This is a genomic window from Terriglobia bacterium, assembly GCA_036496425.1.
In the GTDB taxonomy this organism is placed as follows: Bacteria; Acidobacteriota; Terriglobia; order 20CM-2-55-15; family 20CM-2-55-15; genus 20CM-2-55-15.
Window position 1 is genome coordinate 1 of the sequence record DASXLG010000218.1, and the last position, 24,704, is coordinate 24,704.

General features: G+C 56.6%; 23 protein-coding genes and 1 pseudogene. 12 read left to right on the forward strand and 12 right to left on the reverse strand.

All coding sequences use genetic code 11. The features are described from left to right. Positions 1 to 93 precede the first annotated feature (93 nt). From lepB to VGK48_15700, 3 genes are all read right to left on the reverse strand, one after another. Positions 94 to 855 carry a signal peptidase I gene (gene lepB / locus VGK48_15690; GenBank protein ID HEY2382617.1) on the reverse strand — a complete coding sequence of 254 codons (762 nt, stop codon included), beginning with the start codon at positions 853 to 855 and terminating at the stop codon, positions 94 to 96. Then, entirely contained in the window at positions 856 to 1,563 is a 708-nt protein-coding gene (rnc, locus tag VGK48_15695) for a ribonuclease III (GenBank protein ID HEY2382618.1), read from the reverse strand. Between the two features lie 67 nt (positions 1,564 to 1,630). Beyond that, positions 1,631 to 2,740 (reverse strand): hypothetical protein, encoded by a 1,110-nt coding sequence (locus VGK48_15700; GenBank protein ID HEY2382619.1) that lies wholly within the window; start codon positions 2,738 to 2,740, stop codon positions 1,631 to 1,633. 124 nt (positions 2,741 to 2,864) lie between these two features. Here VGK48_15700 and VGK48_15705 point away from each other — a divergent pair, with 124 nt between their 5' ends. Then, entirely contained in the window at positions 2,865 to 3,806 is a 942-nt protein-coding gene (locus VGK48_15705; protein ID HEY2382620.1) for a Gfo/Idh/MocA family oxidoreductase, read from the forward strand. Between the two features lie 83 nt (positions 3,807 to 3,889). On the opposite strand, the gene VGK48_15710 is transcribed toward VGK48_15705, so the two are convergent. Beyond that, a complete protein-coding gene (locus VGK48_15710) occupies positions 3,890 to 5,392 on the reverse strand; it encodes a tetratricopeptide repeat protein (protein HEY2382621.1) in 1,503 nt (500 codons plus the stop codon). A gap of 74 nt (positions 5,393 to 5,466) precedes the next feature. Between VGK48_15710 and VGK48_15715 the strand changes: the two genes are divergently transcribed. Further along, on the forward strand, positions 5,467 to 6,303 hold the full coding sequence (locus VGK48_15715) for a sugar phosphate isomerase/epimerase family protein (GenBank protein HEY2382622.1): 837 nt from the start codon (positions 5,467 to 5,469) through the stop codon (positions 6,301 to 6,303). Here the strand turns inward: VGK48_15715 and asnS are convergent. Next, positions 6,300 to 7,697, reverse strand: coding sequence for an asparagine--tRNA ligase (gene asnS / locus VGK48_15720; protein ID HEY2382623.1), 1,398 nt, complete (start codon positions 7,695 to 7,697; stop codon positions 6,300 to 6,302). The two genes, VGK48_15715 and asnS, sit on opposite strands and share 4 nt — an antisense overlap. 35 nt (positions 7,698 to 7,732) lie before the next feature. Here asnS and rocF point away from each other — a divergent pair, with 35 nt between their 5' ends. Further along, entirely contained in the window at positions 7,733 to 8,641 is a 909-nt protein-coding gene (rocF, locus tag VGK48_15725; protein ID HEY2382624.1) for an arginase, read from the forward strand. Positions 8,642 to 8,644: 3 nt separating this feature from the next. Beyond that, positions 8,645 to 9,712, forward strand: coding sequence for an AmmeMemoRadiSam system radical SAM enzyme (amrS, locus tag VGK48_15730; GenBank protein HEY2382625.1), 1,068 nt, complete (start codon positions 8,645 to 8,647; stop codon positions 9,710 to 9,712). Here the strand turns inward: amrS and coaE are convergent. Both coaE and VGK48_15740 read right to left on the reverse strand, forming a co-directional pair. Then, positions 9,657 to 10,289 (reverse strand): dephospho-CoA kinase, encoded by a 633-nt coding sequence (coaE, locus tag VGK48_15735; protein ID HEY2382626.1) that lies wholly within the window; start codon positions 10,287 to 10,289, stop codon positions 9,657 to 9,659. The genes amrS and coaE overlap by 56 nt on opposite strands. Beyond that, the gene (locus tag VGK48_15740) at positions 10,289 to 11,209 is read right to left on the reverse strand and encodes a bifunctional 5,10-methylenetetrahydrofolate dehydrogenase/5,10-methenyltetrahydrofolate cyclohydrolase (GenBank protein ID HEY2382627.1); all 921 of its coding nucleotides are present in this window, start codon (positions 11,207 to 11,209) and stop codon (positions 10,289 to 10,291) included. The genes coaE and VGK48_15740 overlap by 1 nt, the downstream gene beginning before the upstream one ends. 46 nt (positions 11,210 to 11,255) lie before the next feature. Here VGK48_15740 and VGK48_15745 point away from each other — a divergent pair, with 46 nt between their 5' ends. After that, positions 11,256 to 13,259, forward strand: a complete 2,004-nt coding sequence (locus VGK48_15745; GenBank protein ID HEY2382628.1) for a transglycosylase SLT domain-containing protein — start codon at positions 11,256 to 11,258, stop codon at positions 13,257 to 13,259. 16 nt (positions 13,260 to 13,275) lie between these two features. On the opposite strand, the gene VGK48_15750 is transcribed toward VGK48_15745, so the two are convergent. Further along, positions 13,276 to 14,055, reverse strand: a complete 780-nt coding sequence (locus tag VGK48_15750) for a hypothetical protein (protein HEY2382629.1) — start codon at positions 14,053 to 14,055, stop codon at positions 13,276 to 13,278. A gap of 122 nt (positions 14,056 to 14,177) precedes the next feature. Here VGK48_15750 and VGK48_15755 point away from each other — a divergent pair, with 122 nt between their 5' ends. From VGK48_15755 to VGK48_15765, 3 genes are all read left to right on the forward strand, one after another. Further along, positions 14,178 to 14,957, forward strand: coding sequence for a TIGR03435 family protein (locus VGK48_15755; GenBank protein ID HEY2382630.1), 780 nt, complete (start codon positions 14,178 to 14,180; stop codon positions 14,955 to 14,957). Between the two features lie 76 nt (positions 14,958 to 15,033). Beyond that, positions 15,034 to 15,504, forward strand: a complete 471-nt coding sequence (locus VGK48_15760) for a hypothetical protein (protein ID HEY2382631.1) — start codon at positions 15,034 to 15,036, stop codon at positions 15,502 to 15,504. 71 nt (positions 15,505 to 15,575) lie between these two features. Next, positions 15,576 to 16,553, forward strand: a complete 978-nt coding sequence (locus VGK48_15765; protein ID HEY2382632.1) for a tetratricopeptide repeat protein — start codon at positions 15,576 to 15,578, stop codon at positions 16,551 to 16,553. Between the two features lie 69 nt (positions 16,554 to 16,622). Here VGK48_15765 and VGK48_15770 read toward each other — a convergent pair whose 3' ends face one another. Next, a complete protein-coding gene (locus VGK48_15770) occupies positions 16,623 to 17,489 on the reverse strand; it encodes a YihY/virulence factor BrkB family protein (GenBank protein HEY2382633.1) in 867 nt (288 codons plus the stop codon). A 312-nt stretch (positions 17,490 to 17,801) separates the two neighbouring features. On the opposite strand from VGK48_15770, the gene VGK48_15775 reads away from it, so the two are divergent. Next, positions 17,802 to 18,197, forward strand: a complete 396-nt coding sequence (locus VGK48_15775; GenBank protein ID HEY2382634.1) for a hypothetical protein — start codon at positions 17,802 to 17,804, stop codon at positions 18,195 to 18,197. 44 nt (positions 18,198 to 18,241) lie between these two features. Here VGK48_15775 and VGK48_15780 read toward each other — a convergent pair whose 3' ends face one another. Continuing rightward, a complete protein-coding gene (locus VGK48_15780; GenBank protein HEY2382635.1) occupies positions 18,242 to 18,775 on the reverse strand; it encodes a cupin domain-containing protein in 534 nt (177 codons plus the stop codon). 488 nt (positions 18,776 to 19,263) lie between these two features. Continuing rightward, positions 19,264 to 20,370: a Fic family protein gene (locus VGK48_15785; protein ID HEY2382636.1), complete on the reverse strand. Its 1,107-nt coding sequence runs from the start codon at positions 20,368 to 20,370 to the stop codon at positions 19,264 to 19,266. A 131-nt stretch (positions 20,371 to 20,501) separates the two neighbouring features. On the opposite strand from VGK48_15785, the pseudogene VGK48_15790 reads away from it, so the two are divergent. After that, a pseudogene (locus VGK48_15790) lies at positions 20,502 to 20,708 on the forward strand (hypothetical protein). Between the two features lie 649 nt (positions 20,709 to 21,357). On the opposite strand, the gene VGK48_15795 reads toward VGK48_15790, so the two are convergent. Continuing rightward, positions 21,358 to 21,777, reverse strand: coding sequence for a hypothetical protein (locus tag VGK48_15795; protein ID HEY2382637.1), 420 nt, complete (start codon positions 21,775 to 21,777; stop codon positions 21,358 to 21,360). 101 nt (positions 21,778 to 21,878) lie between these two features. Here VGK48_15795 and VGK48_15800 point away from each other — a divergent pair, with 101 nt between their 5' ends. Next, on the forward strand, positions 21,879 to 22,514 hold the full coding sequence (locus VGK48_15800) for a hypothetical protein (GenBank protein HEY2382638.1): 636 nt from the start codon (positions 21,879 to 21,881) through the stop codon (positions 22,512 to 22,514). Between the two features lie 473 nt (positions 22,515 to 22,987). Then, a partial coding sequence (locus VGK48_15805) for a response regulator (GenBank protein ID HEY2382639.1) occupies positions 22,988 to 24,704 on the forward strand: 1,717 nt, incomplete at its 3' end.

Below are 24,704 nucleotides of genomic sequence, written 5' to 3' on the forward strand. Positions count from 1 at the left end.
CCTCCGATTGCTGCAATGCTTCGGAACGCGATGACTCCCGCGAGGGCGATCACCATCAGCCCAGCCATACCGAACAAGACAACTTTTTTCATACTACTTGATGATCCGGAACTCTCGCGACCAGCGTGTCTTGGTAAAGAAGTTTGTAAACAGATCCATGACCTGCTGAACACGATCCTCCACGTCGGTTCGACGGTATTCGTCCGAATCCGTCTCATACGACCAGTAGATGATCAGCCCTTTTCCGACAATCAATTCACGCGGAACAAATCCCCAGTAGCGGCTGTCGGCGCTGTTATCGCGGTTGTCGCCCATGGCGAAGTAATGGTTCGGAGGAACCACGATCTCGCCATCTTTTTCGAAGTCCTCATACCAGTAAGGATCTTCATCGGCGCTGCGGTAGAGCCGTCCGGCCTGTGGCTTAGGCGGAAAGAAATCGCGGAAAGGATCGGCATAGGATCCCGGCGGGGCTTTGTGGATCTTGTAGGTCTCGTTAAGTGGTCGGTCGTTGATATAGACCTGTTTGTCGATGATCTTGATGTGGTCGCCCGGCAGGCCGATCGCCCGCTTCACATAATGTTTGGTCAGATCCTTCGGATACCGGAAAACGATAACGTCGCCCCGGTTAATGTTCTTCAAAGGGAGAATCCGATCGAGAATCGATCCCCGGGTGCCGAAGACGAATTTATTGACGAGCAAATGGTCGCCGACGAGAAGATTGTCTTCCATCGAAGGCGTTGGAATCTTGAACGCCTGCACGATGAACGTCGTACCGAAGAGCGCGAGAATAACGGTGATTACCAGCGACTCGAAATATTCGCGCGCCGTCGATTTTTTGAAGACCGCTTCAGCCATTTACATTGCTTCCTTTTGCCGTCCCCAGACACGCTCCAACGCCTGCCTCGCGGCGGCCTGTTCAGCCGCCTTCTTCGTCAACCCTACACCGCGGGCGGCCGGCTCGCCATCAATAATAACTTCAACGGTAAACAATTTCTCGTGATCCGGTCCAGCTTCATTGGCCAGAACGTATTCGGCGCGGCCCCGGCGTGCCGCCTGCAACTGTTCCTGAAGCTCGGTCTTGAAATCCTTTAACTGGCGGTCGGCATCGCCGCTTTCCTCGATCTGAGCCTCGAAAAACGGCAGAATCACCCGCCGCGCCTCCTCTATTCCACCGTCGAGATAAATCGCGCCGAGCACGGCTTCGAGCGCGTCGACCAGCAATGCCTGTTTCGTCCGGCCGCCGGTCTTTTCCTCGCCTTTGCCCAGCTGAAGATAGCCGCCAAGCCGGACGCGCTCCGCATATTTGACGAGATTCGCGGAACTGACGAAAAACCCTTTCAGCTTGGAGAGCTGGCCTTCCGTCAGGCCGGGGTGCGCGCGGTAGAGGAAATCGCTGACCAGGAAACCAAGGACCGCATCGCCGAGAAACTCGAGTTGCTCATTGTCGTTCAAGCCCGCGTTCCGCTCGTTCGCGTGAGAACTGTGCGTCAGCGCCTGAGCGAGTAACAGACCGTCTTTGAAGGTATAGCCGAGGTCGAATTGAAGCTCGGAAAGTTCGTTCATAAAAGCAAAGGGATCTATTGGACAATCCCAATAGCCCCTCTGCGTGATTTTACTACGGTAACCGTTTCTATTGTCCGATCTTGGCTCCGGCGCTCTTGACGTAATCGTCAAGCCCCTGCTCGGACTTGTTCTTTTGAACGTACATCTGGGTGAGAAGGTCGCGCGCGGCAGCTTCGGAAATCCCTTTCAGGAAGACCGATTTTCCCAGCGCGTCCATCGCCTGATCGTTCTTCAGGTCCTGCGCATAGGCAAGACCCAGCCGATAGTAGGTAATGGGGTCGTTCGGCTTCGACTTGAGCGCCGTCGTCAATTCCTGTTCGGATGAACCGAGTTTCTTCTCCTGCAGATAAACCAATCCGAGCGTGTAGTGAAGCTGCGACGTCAGGTCCACCTTTCCCTGCGGCGAAAATTTCGCACCGTCGGGTCCGGCGAGAAATGTCGGCAGCATGGCGAGCGCCTGATCCGCCAGCTCTTCGGCGCGCTTCATCTGTTTGGCCTTCTCCTCTTCGTTGGTTGGAGGCCGCTCGGCCATGACGTTCGAGAGCATCATCAGCGTGTTCATATCGTCGGGCTTGAAGCCGAGCGCCTTCTCGCCCCATTCCATCATTTTCGCACCATCGTTGAGCTGCTGATAACCCTGAACGATCGCCTGGTACAAGGCGAGTATCCGCTGTTCCGACTGGCTCATGAAGGCTTGGAACTGCGGCGAGCTCTTGTCGAGAAATATGGCGTTCTTGTCTTTCTTGCGAATCGTCTCTTTCTCTTTATCGGTAAGCTTGGCGTCGGCATCCGCCTTCGCAGCGATCTTTTCGCCGAGCTTGACGGTGGCGTCGATGGACTGTTGCGCGGCGTCAACCGCTTCTTTGATTTTTCCGATCTGGCTGTAAGAACCGACCCGGAACGTGTCCGCATAAGCGACGAAGTCGGATGCCGGATACTTGGTGATGAATGCCTCTGCCAGTTCCGCCTTTTTATCCGGACTCTGTTCGTTCTGCACGGCAATAAATGCATCCAGCTCGTCTTTCGTTTGCGCCATCGGTCCGACAGTCTGCTGCTGGACCTGCGGCTGCTGTTGTTGTTGCTGGTTGCGGCGGCCCTGACCGGAGGCAAGTGTCGTGAATGCAAGGGTAAGGGTGATGACGACAGCGCCAGTAGTGCGCCCCTTTCTCATGCTCATGGGAAAAAACCTCTCCTTATAATTTTGAGCTCCGGATTTTATACCAATTGCGGACAGCGCGCGGGAATTTCGCGGTACGATATGGGGTTTATGCAATGGTAATTTTTTATCAGGAGGAAACCCGATGAAGATCTGTATGGTGGGTTCGGGCGCATTCGCCAAGAAGCATCTGGACGGACTGGCCCGCATCAAGGGCGCGGAAGTCGCCAGCATTCATGGGCGGACCGCCGAAACGACAAAAGCGGTCGCCGATAAGTACGGTATCCCGTTTTCAACCACCGACTTCAATGCCGCCATCACCCGGCCGGGCGTCGAAGCGGTCATTTTGACGTCGCCGACGCAGGTCCACGCCGAACAGGCGGTGCAATCGATGCGCGCGGGCAAGCACGTCGAAGTTGAAATTCCGATCTCGGATTCCCTTGCGGATGCCGAAAAGATCCTCGCGGTCCAGAAAGAGACCGGACTGACGGCCATGGGCGGCCACACCAGGCGTTTCAATCCGAGTCATCAGTGGATTCACAAGAAGATCGAAGCGGGCGAACTGAAGCTCCTCCATCTGGTCGTGCAGACCTTCTTTTTCCGGCGGACCAACATGAACGCCGAAGGCAAGCCTCGAAGCTGGACGGATCATCTGTTGTGGCACCATGCCTGTCATACCGTCGATATCTTTCATCATCAAACCGGCGAGGTTGCATCGGAAGCCAGCGCCATGCAGGGGCCGATGCATCCCGAACTGAAGATTGCCATGGATATGAGCATCCAGATGAAAGTGCCTTCCGGCGCCCTTTGCACGCTCGCGCTCTCATTTAACAACAACGGTCCGCTCGGCACATGGTTCCGCTATATCTGCGACAACGGCACATATATCGCGCGGTATGACGAACTGGTCGACGGGTTCGAGAAACCTGTGGATGTTTCGAAAGTCGACGTCTCGCTCGACGGCATCGAGTTGCAGGACCGCGAATTCATTTCCGCCATCGAACAGAAACGGGAGCCCAATTCGAGCGTCGCCCAGGTGCTGCCCGCGATGCGCGTGCTGGATAGACTGGAGAGGTCTTTAAAATAAATTGAAAATTAGAAATCAGAAGTTGGAAATTAGAAATCGGATTTCCAATTTCCAACTTCTGATTTCGAATTTCCAATAAGTTCTTATTTACACGAATCGCCGTAAGGCTTCTGCATACCGTCGTGGGCGGCAGTCTGGGCGTGCTGCGAATCGTCTCCAAGCTGGATCGCCTGCTGGTAGTAGCCGACGGCCTTATCCCTCTCGCATTCCAGGTCCGAAATACGGCCACGGTAAATGTAGGCCCAGACCTTCATCCCCGGCTCTGCCGAGCCGCTCCGGATAGCGCGATCAAAGTACTGTTTTGCCTGGTCGGCGTCGCCCTTCCTGCTCGCAATCAGACCAAGCCCATATTCGGCAGCTCCGTTGTCTTTGTCGAAATCGGAAAGCACGCGCTCGAATGCAGACTGGGCTTTCGCCATATCCCCGGCATTGAAAGCAACCTGCGCCTGCGCCAGCAGATCATGCGCGGGATCGGGCGGCGGCTCAGGCGGACGTGCAGGAACTTCGGGACGCGCGACGGATTTCTGCGGAACCGGGATCTTCTGGAAGGTCTGGTCGAAGCGCGTTTCTTCGACGTTGAATTTGACATCTCTGGCCATCTCGCCGAACTCGTCGCGCAAAGAGACGTTGTCGTTTTCATACGCCTGAAGCGTCCCGTAAAAGTAGGGCGTCAGCAGCAGGCCCGACCGGTAGAACGTGTCGATCGATTCGCGGGCTCGGACGGCCGGAACTTTATCCATGCGAAGTTCGAGCGCGCGAATCAATGACTCGGTCACCATGATGCGGAATTCCGAGGTGTATGTCGGATCCACGCCTTGCATCTTCTTCGCGCGATCCAGAATCGTCGAGATGCTGCGCATCCGGTTGAAGTACGTGGTGACGAGGCTGTCGAGCTGGAAGTGCAGATAGGCGTGCCGGATATCATCGATCTTCGGATTCGACGAATCCCCGATGATGACGTAGTAACTGTCCTGATTGCTGCGGATGTTGACTGTATTGACTGGCGCCGCAAGTTCCAGATAGATGGACATGCCTCGCACTCCGTTCGAACCGAGAGGAATCCGCATGTACGCATCGCTCCGCAGAATGGCGTCGCGTAGGCTGGGACCAAGCTGCGCGATCTCGCGGTCATAGTCCGCTCTCAATTCGACCCAGTGCCTGGACAGATGCGCCTTGTCGTAGTACTCCCGCATGAGATCCGCAAAATCAAACACAGACCGGGCATCCGGAGGCAGCGATTCCTCCCGCAGCAATGGCTTGAACTCCGGCGGATCGCCAAGGTTCACGGCAAGCGAGATGTATTTTGCAAGCTGCGCTTCGTCGGTCTGGTCCGCCTTCTTGGCCGCATAAAACACTTTCAGGCGCGCAATCAGGTCGGGATCGACTCCTTCTGCATATTTCCGCACGGTTTCCCGCACGGGTGAATACTGGGACCCGAATTCAATATCGAATCCGGCCGCATTCAGAGCAGCCATCGCGGTAAACAGGCGCACGTCCCTTGAAATGTTGACGTTGGTGGATTGCGCGAAAGCGCCGGCGGTCAGGGCCACAACTATGGCCGGGGTCAGTAAAAGCCGCGGAAACATCCGGTAATAATAACATTCTCAGCCGGATCGTTGGACGCCGATCTACATTGGCGATGATCAGGTACACTCGTCGGATGCAGTTTGGCATTTCGACTCAGATCTATCGCGGACAACCGGTTACGGTCGATTTACTGGAATCCATCCGCAAGACGGGCTTCGACCGCTTCGAGCTGTTCTGCAACCGTCCGCACCTCGATTTTCACAATCGCGGGCTTCTGCGCGCAATCGGCCGATGGTTTCAGGAGAATGCTTTGCCTGCGCCCTCTCTGCATCTGCCGTTCGTTGAGAATACAGGTCACACGCAGCGGATCTGGATCTCCGTACTCGAACCGGAACGCCGCCAGCGCGAGGCGGCGCTCGATGAAATCAAACGATCCCTGGAACTGGCCAACTACGTTCAACTGGATTACGCCGTAATGCATCTGGGGAATCCCAAGGAGAAGTTCAGCCTGGTCGCGTTTGAGCACGCCTATGCTGCGATCGCGCAGATCCGCGCCTTTGCCGGAGTGGAAGTCGTGCTCGAAAACATTCCGAATGAAATCTCCACGATGGAGCGGCTCGAAGAATTCAAGCGGGTGTCACAAGCGCCCGACATCGGAATCTGCTACGACACCGGACACGGCCACATTCAGGGAATCACCGGCGGCCTGGACGGAATCCGCACGACCCACGTTCACGACAACAACGGCGAAAACGATGAACATCTCTGGCCATTCGAAGGAACCCTGAACTGGCCGGCGCTCATCGAGAAGCTTGTCCTCGCGAACTACAAAGGACCGTTCATGTTTGAAGCGCGCGGCGAGGAGCTCTCTAAAGGAAATGAGGTCCGCGAGCGCCTGGAAGAACTGTGGCATGAAGCTCACAATTCGATTGAGGAGTATCGGCAGAAATACGATCTGCGCCGCGGCTAAAACTTTGCCCAGCGCGGAACGCGGGGGAACGGCAGCACGTCGCGAATGTTTCCCATCCCGGTGATGTACATCAGTGCGCGCTCGAAGCCGAGGCCGAATCCGGCGTGCGGCACGGTGCCGTACTTGCGGATATCGAGATACCATTCGTAGCTCTCGAGGTTGTGGATGCCCGTTTCGCGCATGCGTTGCAGCAGCACATCGTAGCGTTCCTCGCGCTGGCTTCCGCCGATGATCTCGCCGACCTTCGGCACCAGGACGTCCATTGCGCGCACCGTGTTTCCATCCGTGTTCATCCGCATATAGAACGCCTTGATCTTGGCCGGATAGTCGTAAAGGATTACCGGCTTTTTGAAAACTTTTTCGGTCAGATACCGTTCATGCTCCGACTGAAGATCCACGCCCCAGCGGACCGGATACTGAAACGGCTCCTTGGAGTTCTCGAGGATCGTGATCGCTTCCGTATATGGCAGACGCTCGAATTTCGAGCCGGCGACAGCCTCCAGCGTCCCGCGGGCCTCCTTATCGATCCACTGGCCAAAGAAGTCCATTTCGTCCGTGCATTTCTCCAGCGCAAAGCGGAACAAGTACTTTAGAAAGTCCTCCGCCACATCCATATTGTCTTCGAGCTCGGCCCATGCCATCTCCGGCTCGATCATCCAGAATTCCGCAGCATGACGGCTGGTATTCGAGTTCTCCGCCCGGAATGTGGGACCAAAGGTATATATGTCGCCGAGAGCCGTCGCCACCAGCTCGCCTTCGAGCTGCCCCGAAACGGTGAGGTAGGATTCGCTCGCAAAGAAGTCTGCGTCCCAGTCGATTTTGCCTTCCCGCCTTGGAATATTCTCGAAATCGAGCGTGGAAACCCGGAACAGGTTCCCGGCGCCTTCGCAGTCCGAGGCCGAGATGATCGGAGTATGAATGTAGAAGAATCCGCGTTCCTGAAAATAACTGTGAACCGCGTACGCCAGCTTCGAACGAATCCGGTTCACAGCCCCAAAGGTGTTGGTGCGAGGCCGCAGATGCGCGATCTCCCGCAGAAACTCCATCGTGTGGCGCTTCTTCTGGAGCGGATAGGTCGCATCGGCCGGGCCGACCAGATCGACCTTCGAAACGCTGATCTCGTACTTCTGACCCTTGCCGCCCGACGGCACAAGGCTGCCTTCCATCCGGACCGAAGCGCCGGTCAGGATCTGTTCCAGCACAGGGAACGATTCCGGATGCTGAACCACACCTTGAATGTTCTTCATGCAGGACCCGTCATTCAGCTCAATGAACGCAATCTCTTTCGAGCTGCGAACCGTTCGAACCCAGCCCAGGATAATGACGTTCGATCCGACAGGAACCGCTTCATCTATAAGGATTCGAGAGACTTTCGTGCGCGCTTGATAGTCCATACGTAAATTCCTCTTCGATCCTACAATATGGATATATGCAAAAAATATCGATTATTGGCGTCCCGATGGACCTTGGCGCCGACCGCCGCGGTGTCGATATGGGGCCGTCCGCTTTGCGGTATGCGGATCTGAACAAAAAGCTTCAGGATCTCGGATACGAGGTCCGGGATCTCGGCGACATGGACGTCATCATCCCCGAGACGCACCATTTCGGTGATCCCCGCGCCAAGTACCTGAAAGAAATCAGCGATGCCTGTAATCATCTGGCGAACCTTGTCCTGGAAATCCGTCAGGAGGGACGCATGCCGCTTGTTCTGGGCGGCGATCACTCCATTGCGGTGGGAACGGTGTCCGGCGTGGCGGAAAGCTTCCGGCGGGAAGGCAAAAAGATCGGCCTCCTATGGTTCGATGCCCACGCCGATTTCAATACACCGGAGATCTCGCCGAGCGGCAATGTTCACGGCATGCCGATGGCCGCCATCATGGGCTACGGACCGATGCAACTGACGCAGATCTTCGGGTTCTCGCCCAAGATTCAACCTGAGCATGCCGTCCAGATCGGGATTCGCGAAGTCGATCCGGACGAACGCCAGCTTGTGAAGAAATCCGGCATTCACATCTTCACCATGAAAGACATCGACAAACGCGGCATCGGATCGGTGATGGAAGAGGCGCTGGCGATCGTCACGAAAGACACTGCCGGATTCGCGGTAACTCTGGACGCCGACTTTCTCGACCCCTATGAATCTCCCGGCGTGGCAACTCCCGTGCGCGGCGGCGCCGATTATCGTGAGGCGCACCTGGCCATGGAGATGATCGCGGATACAAACAAAATGGTTTCGTTCGAGATCACCGAGATCAACCCGATCCTCGACGTGCACAATAAGACGGCGCAATTCGGAATGGAGCTGATCCTTTCCGCGTTTGGAAAGCAGATTCTTTGATTTATGCCTGTTGAAACATCGACCCTGAAGAACGTCCTCGAAACTTTGACTCTGGAGGGGGCGGAGGGCGAGCTTTACGAAAAGCTCGGCAACGGCAAGCTGCGCTGCTTCGCCTGCGGGCATCGCTGCCTTATCGCCGAAGGGCTCGACGGCATTTGCCGGGTCCGCTTTAACCGCGGCGGCAAACTGCTCGTGCCCCACGGTTATGTCGGCGCGCTTCAGCTCGATCCCGTCGAGAAGAAGCCTTTCTTTCACGCACTGCCGGGCTCGCTGGCGATGAGCTTCGGAATGCTCGGGTGCGACTTCCACTGCGGTTACTGCCAGAATTGGGTCACGTCGCAGGCGCTGCGTGAACCGGGCGCCGTGGCTCCTCCCCACCAATTGACGGCCGAACAATTCATTTCATTGTCCATCGAACGTGGCGCGCGCATCGTCACGAGCACCTACAACGAGCCGCTGATCACCAGCGAGTGGGCTGTCGACATTTTCAAGGCGGCACGACGCGCGGGGTTGAAGACCTCTTACGTGTCCAACGGAAACGGCACCCCGGAAGTGCTCGCATATATCAAGCCGTGGGTGGACCTGTATAAGGTTGACCTCAAGAGCTTCCAGGACCGCAACTACCGGAAGCTCGGCGGCCTCCTGAACAATGTTCTCGATACGATTCAACGCCTGCACGCGATGGGCTTCTGGCTCGAGATCGTGACGCTTGTCATTCCCGGCTTCAACGACAGTAGTGAAGAACTGCGTGACATCGCCCACTTCCTGGCAAAGATTTCACCCGGCATACCGTGGCACGTCACGGCCTTTCATCAGGACTACAAGATGACCGATCCCGAGAACACGCCCGCCTCGACGCTGCTGCGCGCGGCAGAAATCGGAAAATCGGAAGGCTTGAATTTTGTGTATGCGGGAAACCTGCCGAGCCGCGTCGGAAGCTGGGAGAACACGTATTGCCCGGGCTGTAATGAGCTGCTGATCGACCGTTCCGGCTATCGCATCCGCACGATGCACATCAAGGAAGGCGCCTGCCCGAAGTGCTCGCGGACAATTCCCGGAGTCTGGAATTGACTTCTGCTACCTGGCTGCGGGTGCTTTGAAGATCGCCGGAATTGTCGATGACGAAGTCGGCGTACTTCACCTTTTCGCTCATCGGCATCTGGGCGCGGATGCGGGAGTCGATCTCGTCTTCTTTCAGGCCGGACCTCCGCAGCAGCCGCTCTTTCTGAATATCCGGACTGCAGGTGACGACCACAATCTTGGCGTAATTCCTGCAGGTTCCGACTTCGATCATCAAAGCCGCATCGACGATGGCGATCCCGCCCGGATCCTTCTCCTCCATCTCCTTGAGCCACTCCTGCTGGCGCCGGATGACCGCCGGGTGGACGAGACTGTTCAGCGTCTGTCGTGCTTCCGGGTTCTCTTTAAAAACGATATCTCCAAGAACCCGGCGGTCGATCGTGCCGTCGGCAGCAAGAATGCGCTGCCCGAACTCTTTCACGACCTCATCGTGAACCGCCTGGCCCGGCTCGAGAAGTTGATGGGTGATGCGATCCGAATCGATCAAGTGGCAGCCGAGCTCGACGAACATGACACCGGCCGTGCTTTTGCCGGTCGCAATCCCACCGGTCAGCCCGACCCGGAGCATCAGGCGCCTCGCCGCATTCTGGCCGCTTTAATCGTGTTCTTCATGAGCATTGCAATGGTCATGGGTCCGACGCCGCCAGGGACAGGCGTGATCATCGAAGCGACCTCCTTCACTGCGCGCTCGTCGACATCACCGGCCCAGATGTAGCCGCGCTTCTCGAAATCTTTCAACCGTCCTTCATCATTCCCGAACAGCCGTTTCACCTCTGCTGCGTCGGATACCTTATTGGTACCGACGTCGATCACAACGGCTCCCGGTTTGACCCAGTCGCGCGTGACCAGCGCAGTCCGGCCGATCGCCGCAACGACGATATCCGCCTGGCGCGTCACCTCCGCCAGGTTTCGGGTCTTTGAATGACAGATCGTCACCGTCGCATTCGCATGCATAAGCAGGAGAGCCTGCGGCTTCCCGACATCATCGCTCCGCCCGAGGACGACCGCGCTTGCGCCCTCGAGTTTCACATCCGAACGGCGCAAAAGCTCCATCACGCCGGACGGTGTGCAGGCAACCAGCGTCTCGTGGCCAAGGACGAGCGACCCGACATTCGCGGAATGAAAGCCGTCGACGTCTTTGCGCGGATCCACCGCTTCGAGGATCGCATGCTTCCGGACCTGCTTCGGCAGCGGCAGCTGAACCAGAATTCCGTCGATGGCATTGTCTTCGTTCAGCTTCCGAACCTCGGCCAGCAGCTGCTCGGTTGTGATGCTGCTCGGAATCATAAGCTTCCGGCTGTAGATTCCGAGTTGCTCGCATGTTTTCGCTTTCATGTTGACGTAAGCCGAAGACGCCGCATCTTCGCCGACCAGCACGACCGCCAACCCGGGTTGAATTCCCCGCCCCCTCAGTTCCCGAACCTCAGCCGCGACCTCACTCTTGATATCCTCGGCGATCTTCGTTCCATTGATAAATGAAGCCGTCATTGAATAGATGTCCCTCTCCAATCCGTTTCATTCTACACTGTGAAGAATGTCTTTAGCCCTCACGCTGCTCTTGATCGTTACTACTACTTCATTCGAATCCGCTATCAACAAGGCCTTTACGAGCGTCGAAAACAACGATTGGGCGGCCGCCGCTGGAGCTCTGGATCAGGCCTATGCCGCCGACCCCCTGACATTCGACGCCAACAATTTGCATTACCTCCGCGGACGGGCTGCTGAAGGCCAGAACGACTGGACTCGCGCGCGCGACGAATTCCAGAAAATCGGGAACGACAATCCGCTGCACGCTCTGGCCTCGTGGCACGCCGCCAGAGCGTCGATCAAATTGCATGACGATGCAGCGGCGCAGGCACTCCTCACGTCACTACCGCGCGGGTTTTCGTCAGGGCTCAAAGCGCAACTCGCCCGGGAAGCCGGCGGCGACCTGGCGCAGAAAATCTACCAGGATCTCAGCACGCGGGAGGCCCGATTCGAGCGGGCCAGGATCACCGGCGACACGGACACATTCTGGTCGCTGATCCACGAGAGCAAGGACGATGACGTCGCCATCGCGGGCGCGCGGCTGCTGGCGCCGTCTGCGAGTTCTTCGCACGATCAAATGGAACTCGCAGAAGTATTCGCCGATCATCGCGTCTTCGATGAGGCGTTGCCTCTGTATCAGAAGGCGTCGGCAGACGAGGCGGTGTCGGCGGATGCACGCTATCAGATCGCCCGGCTCCACTTTCAGCAGGAACGATACGCGCTCTCAATCGAGGACTATCAGGCGATTGCAAAAGACTTCGAGGGAACAGACTGGGAGAAGGATTCCGAATATCAAATCGCAAACTGCTATTGGCGTCTGGACGATTATCCGAATTCTGAAAAGGCTTATCTGTCATACATCCGGAAGTACGGCCACAAGGGAATGGAAGAAGCTGCGACGCGCAACCTCGTCGATGTCTATCGCGTGCAGGGCGAAAACCAGAAAGCGATCGCGACAATCGATCGTGCGCTGGCCACGCAGTTGTCGGTCGCGACCCGGCAGGTCTTCCAGTTCACAAAGGCCAAGATCCTGTACACGCAAAAGAAATACAGCGCCGCGCTTCTACTCTTCCAGCAACTCGGGCGAACGAAGCTTCGATCCGCAGCCGGCAGCGCGACGGCCGAAGAGGTCCAGTATTTTCAGGCACTGTGCCAGTGGAACCTCGGCAACAAGTCTGCCGCCGCGGTGATCTGGCGGAAACTGGCGTCCATGGACTCCTACTATGGACTGCGTTCGGCAGGGCACCTCACCAAGTCAAACGCCGGGGATTCGAACGTCTGCTCCGATCCGTCGAATCCGGCAGTGAAGTCGGCCGAACAGGACCTCACCAGCTTGCGCCATCCGCTCCGCACGGCGTTGAATCCCGAGGCGGACACCGTGTCCGAACTGGTCTTTCTGCATCTCTGGGATGAGGCCGCATTCTGGCTCAATGAATCCGATACGCGGCCGCCACGGCGCGCCGCTGCCGAAATTTCGTATCTGGGCGGCGAATACCATCGCGCCATATCGCTGGCGGACCGGCTTCCGCGAACGGACTCGATTCGTCCTCTCGTATATCCCGCCGGATATCGAAATACGATTTGCGCCGCCGCGGTGTCATCTAAAGTAGATCCCCTCTGGATTCACGCCATCATCTGGCAGGAAAGCAAATATGACCCGAACTCCAGGTCCGGCGCCGCCGCCCGCGGCCTGATGCAATTCATTCCGGACACCGCGAACGCGGTCGGGTCTTCAATCGGCATGACGAACCTCACACTGGACAAACTGTTCGACCCATCCGTCAGCATCCGCCTCGGCGCAGCCTACTGGGCGGCATTGATGCAGAAATTCAAATCGCCCGAGATGGCCCTTGCCGCTTATAACGGCGGTCCCGACAATGTGAAGCGCTGGCTCAACAAGTCGTCCGATCCCGAACTCTTCGTCTCCGACATCGGCTTCGTCGAAACGAAGAAATATGTCATGTCGGTCTTCGCCGCTCACGCGGCTTACGCGTCTCTGGCCAATCAATAACGTCGGAACGCAGACATCAACTCCGCTTGACCTGCTCAACAACCTGGATCGGTTTTTGCAGCCTGAACGTCATAGGCGTTCCGGCAGGAATTTTGATTGATTTCTCCCTGGTCATAACCTGCGCCGTTCCGCCAACTGCTGCGCCGGACGCGCCACCAATAAGTGCTCCTTTTCCGCCGCCCACAATAGCGCCGAGGATGCCTCCAGCGGCCGCACCGCCGCCGACAAACTTACCGGTCCGTTTGTTTTTTCCGATTCCCTTGCTGCCCTGCTCCCGAACAGGGTTGGTGTGCACGGTATGCCGCCGGCCTCCAACCGAAACAGACTGCAACAGGACGACAAGATCGGCAGAACCCTTGATCTTGCCCGCCTTCGAGGCGGACTCGACAACCAGCCGGGCATTTGCCCCGCGCGGAATGACGACGCGGCCGTGGGCATCTCGAACCTCGCTGTTCAGTTGTGCAGGTATCATCTGGCCCGGAACAACTTGACTCGAATCGATCGGTTCATTGTTACGCACCCCTATCGCCGTCCCGGCGGGTATGTCAAACGTCCTGGTCTGTATAACAGGCGGCCTGTCCACCGGTTGCGCCACTGCAGGTTGGAGCGCGGCTGATGGTGGAGCAACAACGGGAAGCGCAGGTGGCTGGCTTTGGGGTACTTGAACCGGCGGCGGCGTTGGAGCTGTAGCTGGTCCGGTAGCATCCCCGGATGCAGCTTGCGTGGTTTCCTTCTGGGCACAGGCTACGAAGAGGATCATCAAAACCAGGAGGGGGAAAAGCCGGAGTCGTTGCATGAGAAACCTCCGTTCAGTCCTTCTGATTTCAGTGTACCGCGTATGGGCATCTCGCCGGCGACTACACACTTGACCGACAAGCCTTCGATTCATCCACATAATGTCCTGATACAATGCAGCTCGTGCGAACACCGCATTGGATCATCGCCGGGATCCTCTTTTGGACCCTCCAGTCGTTCCCACAAACACCGACTCAGGCATTTGCCGTGGCGTCCGTGAAATCCAGTGCCCAGGTACTCGGAAAAGACCGGGTGCCATCTCGATTGGTTTTCCAGCCCGATGGTGTGCGCGGACGCAACATGACGTTGAAGGGGATGATTCTCGAGGCGTACCATCTGCTCCCGCATCAGGTCGTGGGAGCGCCGGATTGGCTCGACAGAGATGAATTTGAAGTCGATGCCCGCTCCGGTGACCCTGCATCGCCCGAAGAATTGCGGCTGATGCTTCAGGGATTGATCCGGGAACGATTTGGATTCTCGTTCCACCGCGATACTCGTCAAATGAACGTGTATGCGCTGATTGTAGACAAGGGCGGCCCCAAGATTCGTCCGCTTCCGGACTCTTCGGAAGAGCGCCCGGCTGTCTTTCCAGATTTTCGCGGCGATTTGCAGGACCTTGCCGACCTGATTGGCGCGCAATTCTCGATACCGTCGCCCGGTCCCTCAACGGATCCAACCAAACCACTCGTCGGAGGCGGCCCGCCGGCTCCGGTTGTGGACTTCACAGGGTTGCATGGAGTTTACGAAATCCATCTGGACCTGAAACCCGAAGCTACAGGAGACATGTTCACGAGCTGGCAGCGGTTTTTGCAGGACCGTTGCGGCCTGCGGTTAGAAAATCGCAAATCCCCGGTACCGGTCCTCGTCGTCGACAGCGCCGCACGAACTCCAACCCCCAACTGATCTCATTGCCGGTGTGGTGCTCTTGGCAGTGGCCATACCATTTGTGACGGTCGAAATATTGGTGGACAATGAAACTGTGTCCATCAAAACTCACCATCTTCGCTATCGATATTATGAAACATTCTGGAAACGCCATTCCCTGGGGCTCGTCGTCCTTACGGTCCTTGCCCTGTTATTGGCGCTTTATAACAGCTCGGATCCTAAATCACATGCAGGATCCTTTTTCGGGAATGCGATAGCCGACTGGTCGGGAGTTCTCGTCACCGTCCTTGCCACGAAGTGGTTTTTCGAAAAGGGATCAGCCGAAAGCCGGCAGCCGCGTCCCAAGCACCGGAATGCAATCCTCGAAAAGCTGCACGAACATTCCCTGACGATTTTTCTGGCACTGACGGGGCTTGGCTGGGTGCTGCTTTTTGTCCGCTTCGATCCGGATAGCAAATGGGGAACCGTCGTCAGCAACCTGGTTTCGGAATGGTCACAGCAAGCGGGGTTGGTAATTCTAACGAAGCATCTGTTTGAGTGGCGATCGAAGGAAAGTGATCACTAGCCTGCCCGGGTATAGCGAGATGTGTACTGCAGGCAGCAGGACCGCGGACCGCTGCTTGCATCTACCCTGGTATGAAGCTCCACCATTCTCTGCTGGCTTGCTGGACTGTCTTTGCTCTGAGCGCGACCATGGCGGACGCCGCGGAAACGCATTCTGTGACCGGAGTGGTGATTACCTCCGATGGAACGCCAATCTCCGCATTTGCCGTTGCTGTAAGAGAGTCGACCCGTGCACCGGGACTGATGTTGCGGAAGCACTTCACACATGGTGAATTCCGGATTGACGGACTGAAGTCCGGCCACTACGAACTTTATATTTCGTCTCCGCTTTATGTGCCTCTGCGGATGGACCTTACGCTCACATCCGGAGTTCAGGATTCGGACGGTCGCATTGCCATACTTCATGCCTACCGGAATGAGGGTCCGTCGATTCCGGTATACACGGTGTCCGCAAAGCGCCTACAACAGAGAATCCCCGCTGCAGCCAGAAATGCCTATTTGAAAGCGGCCCAATACCATCACGATGGTCAACTTGTACAGGCGTTGATCGAATACGGCGCCGCCATCCGGATGTATCCGGAATATGTGGAGGCGCTGACGGACCTGGGAGCCATCCTGGTTCTCTGCAACAGTCCCGATGCGGCGATGCCTTTCCTGAACCGTGCGCATCATATCGACGATGGCGATCCGATCATCAACATCAATATCGCCATTGCCAAGGTCGAGCAAGCCGACTACGAAGCCGCGATGAAACTTTTACGCAAGGTGATTGAGGACAACCCGCGCCTGGGCTTTGCTCAATATTACGTGGCGAGAATTCAATTCATCCAGGGGCGCTATGGTGAAGCGGCGCGGAGTGCAGCGGAAGCAGTGGCTGCAGATCCCGATCTGCTCGAGGGCTGGATTCTTCTGATGCAAGCGAACGAGGAATTGAAAAATCGCGCCGCCGTTCGCGCCGCCCTGACGCATCTGCGCGACGCCGTGAACGACAAGGGCATCTCAGGCTTTTTCGATGATCAGATCAAGCTATGGGCTGAGGCGCATACCTGAAGCGGCGGCCCGCAGGGCGCAACGCTAAACACCCCGTCTGCGCCGAATGTCCTCTTCGAATGTCCGATGTCATGCCGCCCGTTTTTCGATTGCGACGCGCACCGCGCCCTTTTCGGGAACCACATCCCGCCCGTGAAAACGGGACCAGGCGCGCGCGAATTCGGCTCCGAACAGCAAAATCAGGGATGACGTGTACAGCCACAAGAGGATGATCGCAAGGGAGCCGGCTGCCCCGAAGCTGGTCGCAACGGAACTGTGAGCCAGATACACACTCATACCGTACTTGCTTAAGGTGAGGAGGGTGGCTGTCAATACCGCGCTGGCGCCAACATCCTGCCAGGCAATCCTGGCATCGGGCAGCACTCGAAAGATCGCACCGACGAGAACCGTAAGCGCGATCCAGGCGAGCAGCATTTGCCAGAATTCTGAGAAAGGAAACGAAGTTGCCAGCCCGATCGTCGACAGGACGGTGCGGAGAGCCATCAAAGCGATAAGGATAATTCCTATGCCGACGACCATCAGGAACGAGATCAGCCGTTTGACGGCAAAAGCCCGCCAGGAATTCCCCGGCTCCACCTCCCAGGCCTGATTCAAGGCAAATTGAAACTCGGCAAAAGCGGATGTGCTGGAAACAATGATCACTGCAATCCCGATCAGATCCGCAAGCAGGCCGTGGCCGCCGGGCTGCGACGCGTTCTGCAGCATCGTTTCGATCTGCTGCGCAACGGCGCTCCCGGCGACCGACTGGATCCGGTTGTGGATTTCACCGACTGCGGCCTGATTGCCGACGATCCATCCCGCGATATGGACGACAATGAGCAGAATCCACGGCAATGAGAAGACCGTGTAGTAAGAGATGGCCGCAGAAAACGTCCAGCATCGATCCTCGGAGAAGGAGTCCATCGCCGAAGCCAGCATTGTCGCGAATCGCTTCACATAAAATTGCAGTGCAGGCCGTATTCCACTCGCCGATGTCAGCCGGATCGTTCGTTTTCGCCTCCTGCTTCAGCCAGTTGCGGACATTCGCCAGATGCTCCCGTTCCTCGTTGAGAGCCTGCTCGAACGGTTGAATCAGGTGGTCGCGCTTTTGTTTCGATCAACATTTCCCAGCTGTCATTGCCCACAAGCTCGGCAGTCAGCAGGGCTTCGAGGGATTGTGCGATCGTGGTCCTGGGTCCGTTATGACCTTGGGGACGCCGCCGGTGATTACAACGGTTAACGGCCACGACGTTTAAGGGTAGGTAGATTGTGGATGATTTTGCCGCATTTCTGTTCAGCGATCCGGAGGTCATACAGAATCTGCAGGTTCAACCAAAATTCCGGGCTGGTTACATTACACCGGCTCGGTTCGGGATCAGCGTTCCGACCGTAGTAATCATGCTTTTCCTGTTACCTGCCGCTGTTTCCATTGTGGCCACAATCGTGCCGCGGCGGCTTTCTGAGACTGCGGGAACGTGGCTGACCGGCGAGACGCAACCGGAGTTTTTCGAACGCGTCAACAAGGCAGCCCGGATCGCAAATAGAAGACCGCCGCAGCGGGTCCTGTTGACGCTGGATCGGTACTGTCTGGCTCGTCGTTCATCGCTCAGCATCGGACTGCCGCTGCTTCAGCCCTCACGATCTCGCAGTGCGACGCCGTGTTGATCCGTCAGTTGAAATTCGTCCTGGAGTCAATACGTTCCTGACGATTAATGGCGCCGGAGCCAGATCTTGGGTGAGAGTCCCGTCAACACTCCGCTTTTCACGAGGCCGGATTGGATCGCAGACCGCAGGAGCAGGATCAGAAAATACTCGGTCAGACGGTCAACCGCACTCTGACGCCCTGGATGGTCGGCAAACGCTTCACCGAACAACAGGTCGATGGCCGGCGCCAGTTCGCTCACGGATTCCAACGATACGACCAGTACGTCCGGCAGAGCCTGGACCAGCGGGTTCAACATTCCGGCCCCGAATTCGATCGAAGCGCAAACGATTTCCGCTCCGCTCGTTTCGTCGGCCCAGAAACGGTGACGCCTGGGCCTGGGGAAAAGCAGGACACTCGGTTCGCGTATAAGCATGGGGCGGCGGTTCGCCTGGATCAACTGGAGTGTGCCGCTGCGGAGGACATGCAGATGTCCGGTGTTCCGACTTTCATGCGTTCCTGACCCGCCGCATAACTTCCCCGAATAGAAAACACGCGCCGATAGCGTGAAGCGGCTGAAGAATGGCGAAAGGCGGTCCATTTCGATACTCCGCGTTATTTTACCGATACTCCCGGTGATTTTGCGCCGTCCGGTTTGTTTCATGATGCTGTCGTGACATTCGATTTCATTTCACAGAAGGAGCCCATCATGAAGATTTCCTTCCACAATTCCATTTCGACCGGCAGGCAGTTGGAATTTTTCAGGAGCTTGAATGCAGGCCGGAGATCTTCAGGAACGGCGCTGTCTTCGTCGCACGGGGAACAAGGCCGGGCACGCAGCAAGCTCGTGGCCTATGGCCGTATATAAATATACATCGTGCGAGCGGGGGTATAGCCGAATGTATCGTTGAAGAAAGTGCCGTTCCCGGGGATATCGAATTCTTTCGCTCAGTAAACTTCCGCGAGCTGACGAGCTATCAAACTCGCGACCGATTCGATGAACCGATCGAGTTTCAACCTAAAGGAATTCCGGGCTCTTGAAAAGAGGGAAAATGGAGCACTGAATATCCGAAGAGCCTCATTAGAGCCTCATTGCTGTGCGAGCGAATAACTCGTGCTGCGTCCGCCCGCTTCGTCCCTGACGAGGACGCCCTTCTCGATCAGGTCCTGAATATCGCGGCCCGCCGTATCCTGCGAGCATTGCGTGATCTTCGCCCACTTTGATGACGTGAGCTTGCCTTCAAACCCGTCGAGCAGCATGTTCAGCATGCGATGCTGCCGGTCGTTCAGCTTCACGCCCGTTTGCCTTTCCCAGAACCGCGCCTTGCGCAGCACGGATGCGAGCGTGGTCTCGGTCCTGTCCAGCGCGCGGCCCAGGCAGCCGATGAACCATTGCAGCCAGGCCGTAACGTCGAGCGATCCTTTCTGCGTGTGTTCGAGAATGCGGTAGTAGTCGTTGCGTTCGTGGCGGATTTGCGACGACATGCTGTAGAAGCGATGGCCCGTGTCTTCCGCGCGGGCGAGAACCAAGTCCGCGATCGCGCGCGCGATCCGGCCATTGCCGTCATCGAACGGATGGATGATGACGAACCACAAATGAGCAATCGCGGATTTCAGGACCGGGTCCATGCCCTCGTCGCGGTTTGTCCAATCGATGAAGTCGGTCATTTCGGCGTCGAGTTTCGAGGCGGGCGGCGCTTCGTAATGCACCGTCTCGCGGCCCATCGGACCGGAGACAACCTGCATCGGTCCTTTCGCATCATCCCGCCACGCACCGACGATGATCTTCTGGATGCCGCTGTGCCCCGTCGGAAACAGCGCCGCGTGCCAGCCGAACAGGCGCTCCTTCGAAAGTGGAGCGCGATAGTTCTGCGCGGCATCAATCATCATCTGCACGACCCCCTCGACATTCCTGTCCGCCGGAACGGCCCCGGCGATGTCCATGCCGAGACGACGCGCGACGGATGAACGGACCTGTTGCGGACTGAGATTTTCTCCTTCGATCTCGCTCGTCTTCACGATATCGAGGGTGAGCGTTTCCAGCTCGGCTTCCTGCTTCAGCTCAAATCCCAGCCCTCTCATGTATCCCAGTACTTTTCCCTGCCGGAAGCGAACATCCGCCAGCGGCGCGGCGATAGCGTTCCGGTCCCAGGTAAATCGAGGCCACTCAGAGCGTTCGTGAATATAGCGGCTCATTCTACGCGTGTCATGCGGAGATTATAGCCAATATTCTCCGCATGGACAAGATTATCGACGCATTTTATGCGGAGATTGGGATGACTATTCTCCGCATGGACGGATATACCAAGTACATCCAATGGCTTAAGATGGTTTCTCACGAGCAAGGCCCTGCGGATTATTCGGCTGCGGAGTGGGAAGCGTTCACTGAAGAATGGGCGCATTACTGCCTCAAGAAAATTTACGTTCAGGTTCAACGTTTCGGTGGCGCCAAGGATCGTGGTATCGACATCGCCGGGTTTACAGACGATCAAAAACTCCTGGGAGTCTGGGATAACTATCAGTGCAAGCGGTATCTCGATCATGCCATTTACCGGTCTATCCAAGACGTGGAGGCGCGAAGGCTTCACATCGAAAAGCCCATTGAAGATCAAAAAGACGCAACCGTCCCTGATGGCGGTTTGTCGACATCCGTAGCGGAACAGTTTGCGCAAGAAGTCGAAGCCATTCTCAAGGCGTGGCATTATCCAGGAGCGGAGAGAGTGTTTTTTGATCTCAAAAGCCGGGACCTCATTATCGCCGGCAAAGCGCGGACAGCGCGGGGTAAGGGTCTGCGTGCTATTACACATGCCGCATTCACTATCGGCCTCCTGCAATTCTGCAAGGCGAAAGAAACGCCTCATCCGAGTTTCGTCATTCTGGATACGCCCTTGCGGGCTTACCGGGAACCGGAGGGCGTTGAGGATGACCTGACGGGAACTGATCTCAACGAAAAGTTCTACGACTATCTCGCTTCAATGACCGATGACCGTAATGATGCAGTAATCCGCGCTTTGCACGAGATTCAGAGATGTGGTTAAAGCCTCCTGGACGCCCCGACTTTCTGCGACAGACGCGTAGGCGGCGGCCGGGACGGATGCTCTAGTAAGTTTCACCGAAGCAATATTCAGAAACTTTCGATCAACCTGACGGTACATGTCGAAACCGAAGGCGGACGACAGAGATTTACGAACGGCGAAGCCGTTGCCAGAAACGTCGCAACGCTACGCTGAACCATGTCCGCCGCTGTTTGTGAGCTGCCTCGCGCCCAGGTCCGGTGTATCGTTCCAGCAGCAATTGTGAAGTTTGCTCATTCCCCAGCTGCCGGCAAATCGAGGCCAGTCCCGTGAACGTTGACGCCGGCAGGGCCTCATTGAGAATTCGCTGCAGATTGGCCCGGATGGGATTCCCGGCAAAGCTGTACTTATGGCTGATGCCGGGATCGATGGAAAGCGCTTCGCTCACCATGCGCCAACCACGGATCCTGTCGCCGCACACGAAACGCTCCAGGGCAAACCTCAGCAACTCCTCAACCGTGTTTCTGTCTCTGCGGACATCACTGTGAATAACCGGCACACCGCGCACAAAAGCGTGCAGCAAATACACGCATCACCAAAGCGCCGCTCTGAACCTTCAGCGGGTTACATCGGAACCCGACTTGCTCGGGCACGTGTGTTGCCATCAGAAAAAGTGGAAGGATGTAGCGAATGAGAGGACTTGTTGCCGCCGTCGCGCTCGCTGTCTTATGTGCAGCGCCTGCGTCCAGTCAGCGACTGATGTTCGGAGTGAAGCTTGCGGGCCAGATCACAAACGTGCCGACTTTCAGCGAAGGGAGGTTCCTGGCCGGTCCGACGGCGGAGATCAAGTTGCCGCGCGGCTTGTCGATCGAGATGGATGCGCTGTACAAAAGGGGCGGATACTCGACCACATGCTGCGTTAACCGCCAGCCAGGCACCCAAATCGTCGAGAAGATCGATGAGAAGACCCGCTTCTGGGAGCTGCCGCTGATGCTGAAGTGGCAATTACCTTTGCGCCGGATCCCTGTATTTGGAAGCGCCGGCTTCTCAGCGCGCAACGTCTCGGGTACGGACCACGACTATGGGACGAGTACCTTTCTCGGTCTGCCTTCCGCATCAATGTCGATTGACTCCCGTGGTCCCGCCACGGATATTCTGAACCCCTGGACCTATGGTCCTGTAGTCGGCGCCGGCGTGGATCTTCGCGCGTGGAAGTTGCATTTTCAACCCGAACTGCCGTACACGCGTTGGAATGATTCCCCATTCTATTACTTCACAAAGCCCGATTCTCTTGCAGCGCTGCTGGGGATTGTGATCGCTAAATGAAGCTGGTGTCGCGGCATCTATGGATGCGCGAGGTGCTCTTTATACCATTCCTTCTTGCGGCGATCTTCTGCGTCATTTTCGGCTGATTTCTGACAGGCGGGTCCTCGCTTGCGACGTGGCCGGACAACACTCACTTCCCTATCGGAAATTCAGAGGGCAGGGTCTCACCGGGATTTTCACACTCCCAAGCGGCACATTGCCGGGGATTTTTGGCCCGGGGAGGCTGAAGAAAACCAACTCAGGCTGCCTCGTCGCGAACCATGTCGACGACGTTTTATGCCCTCCTGCTGACCGCGAAAGCTCGGGCCGCCTGAGAAGCCGTACCGGGAAAAGGAGTTAAAACTCACGATCTTGCGAGAGGAGGATAAGGTGTTAGGGCCGACGTCTGCAGTTTTGATCGCCGTCCACTCGTATCGACTGGCTCCAGATTTGCTCAGGTCATCTTTAGGTCGAATACATGGAGCGGCCCTGAAATGACCCACAGCACCGAGACAGACGCGGGGCGTCAGGATAACCTTCCCTTGGATGCTCGCGACAGGATTCGCACCGTGAATGGAAATGCCAAAGTCAACATCCTGCTCGTGGATGACACTCGTGCTAACCTCCTCGCACTCAAAGCGATTCTGGATCGGCCTGACTACAATCTGATTACCGCAACTTCAGGGCAGGAAGCTTTGGGACACCTGCTGCGAGAAGAGTTCGCTGTGGTTCTTCTAGATGTGATGATGCCGGATATGAATGGTTTCACAGTTGCCACCGCGATGAAAAGCCGCGAACGTACCCGATACGTTCCCATCATTTTCGTCACCGCAATCGCAAAGGAATCGAAAGACGTTTACCGAGGTTACGCCTCAGGTGGCGTCGATTACATTCAAAAGCCTTTTCAGCCTGAGATCGTGAGGGCGAAGGTTTCTGTCTTTGTCGAACTCTTTCGCTACAGAAAGGAGATCGAGCGGCAAGCGGAAATCATTCGTAACAGTGAACGCGCTCAATTCCTGGAGCGAGAGCAAGACGCAAGGCTTCGCGCAGAAGCGGCAGAGCAGCACTATTACGATCTAATCAACTGGGTGGATCACGCGGTGCTTTGGGAATACGACGCCTCGGCGGGAAAGTTCGCCTTTGTCAGCAAGAGAAGCGCGGAGATCTTTGGCTATTCTCCCGAAGATTGGGTTAAAGACGCGCGATTTTTCATCGAACGCATACCAGTCGAGGACCGTGAAGTATTCGAGAAGATGGTTGACGCCGCAGTGCGGTTAGGCCAAGACGGAAGGTGCGAGCATCGCCTTTACCGAGCCGATGGATCTATTCTCTGGGTCCATAGCGGAGTGAATCCAAGGAAGGACTCCCAGGGGAGAGTGACACTTCTTTGGGGCCTGACTCTTGACATTACGGGCTTTAAGACATCGGAAGCCAATCAGCGGTTTCTTGCGCAAGCGAGTGCTGTCTTGAGTTCCTCGCTCGATTTTTCATCAGTTATTGAGAAGATAACCCATTTGATCGTGCCGAATCTTGCCGATTGGTGCGTCGTGGACCTCGCTGTCCCTGGTGGAACACCGAAGAGGATTGCTGTTGCCCATCGCTCGCCAGAAAAGGAGAAGTGGATGAAGGATCTTGAGACGAAGTATCCACTAAAAATAGGGCAAGAGTCTCCCATCTTCAGTGCGATTGAGAGTGGCCAGCCCGTCCTGTGGCGGTCGGTGCCTGACTCTGTTGTTGCCTCAGTGGTCCAGGATGAAGCGCAACTACAAGTTATCAGAGAACTCCAGATGGCCTCTCTGATGGTGATTCCATTGAAGGTGAGAGAAGGAGTTTTGGGGACAATTTCATTTGTTTCGAGCAGCCCACACCGGCATTTCACAGATGAAGATGTAAAACTCGCGGAGGAATTGGCTTGGCACGTGGCCTTTGCCATGGATAATGCTCAGCTCTACCAAGAAGCGAAACAGGCCGCCGCCATCCGGGAAGATGTACTGGCTATCGTTTCCCACGATTTGAAGAATCCGCTTTCAATGATTGGCATGAGTGCAATGCTGCTCAGAGAGGGAAAGGCGGACCCTCGCACGATCGGAGAGCGGATCCATCGGTCGGTCGATAAGATGAGCCGTCTGATTTCAGATCTGTTGGATATGGCAAGGATTGAGGCCGGACAGCTCAAGGTCGAAACGAAACCGCATCAGGCGCAAAAGCTGA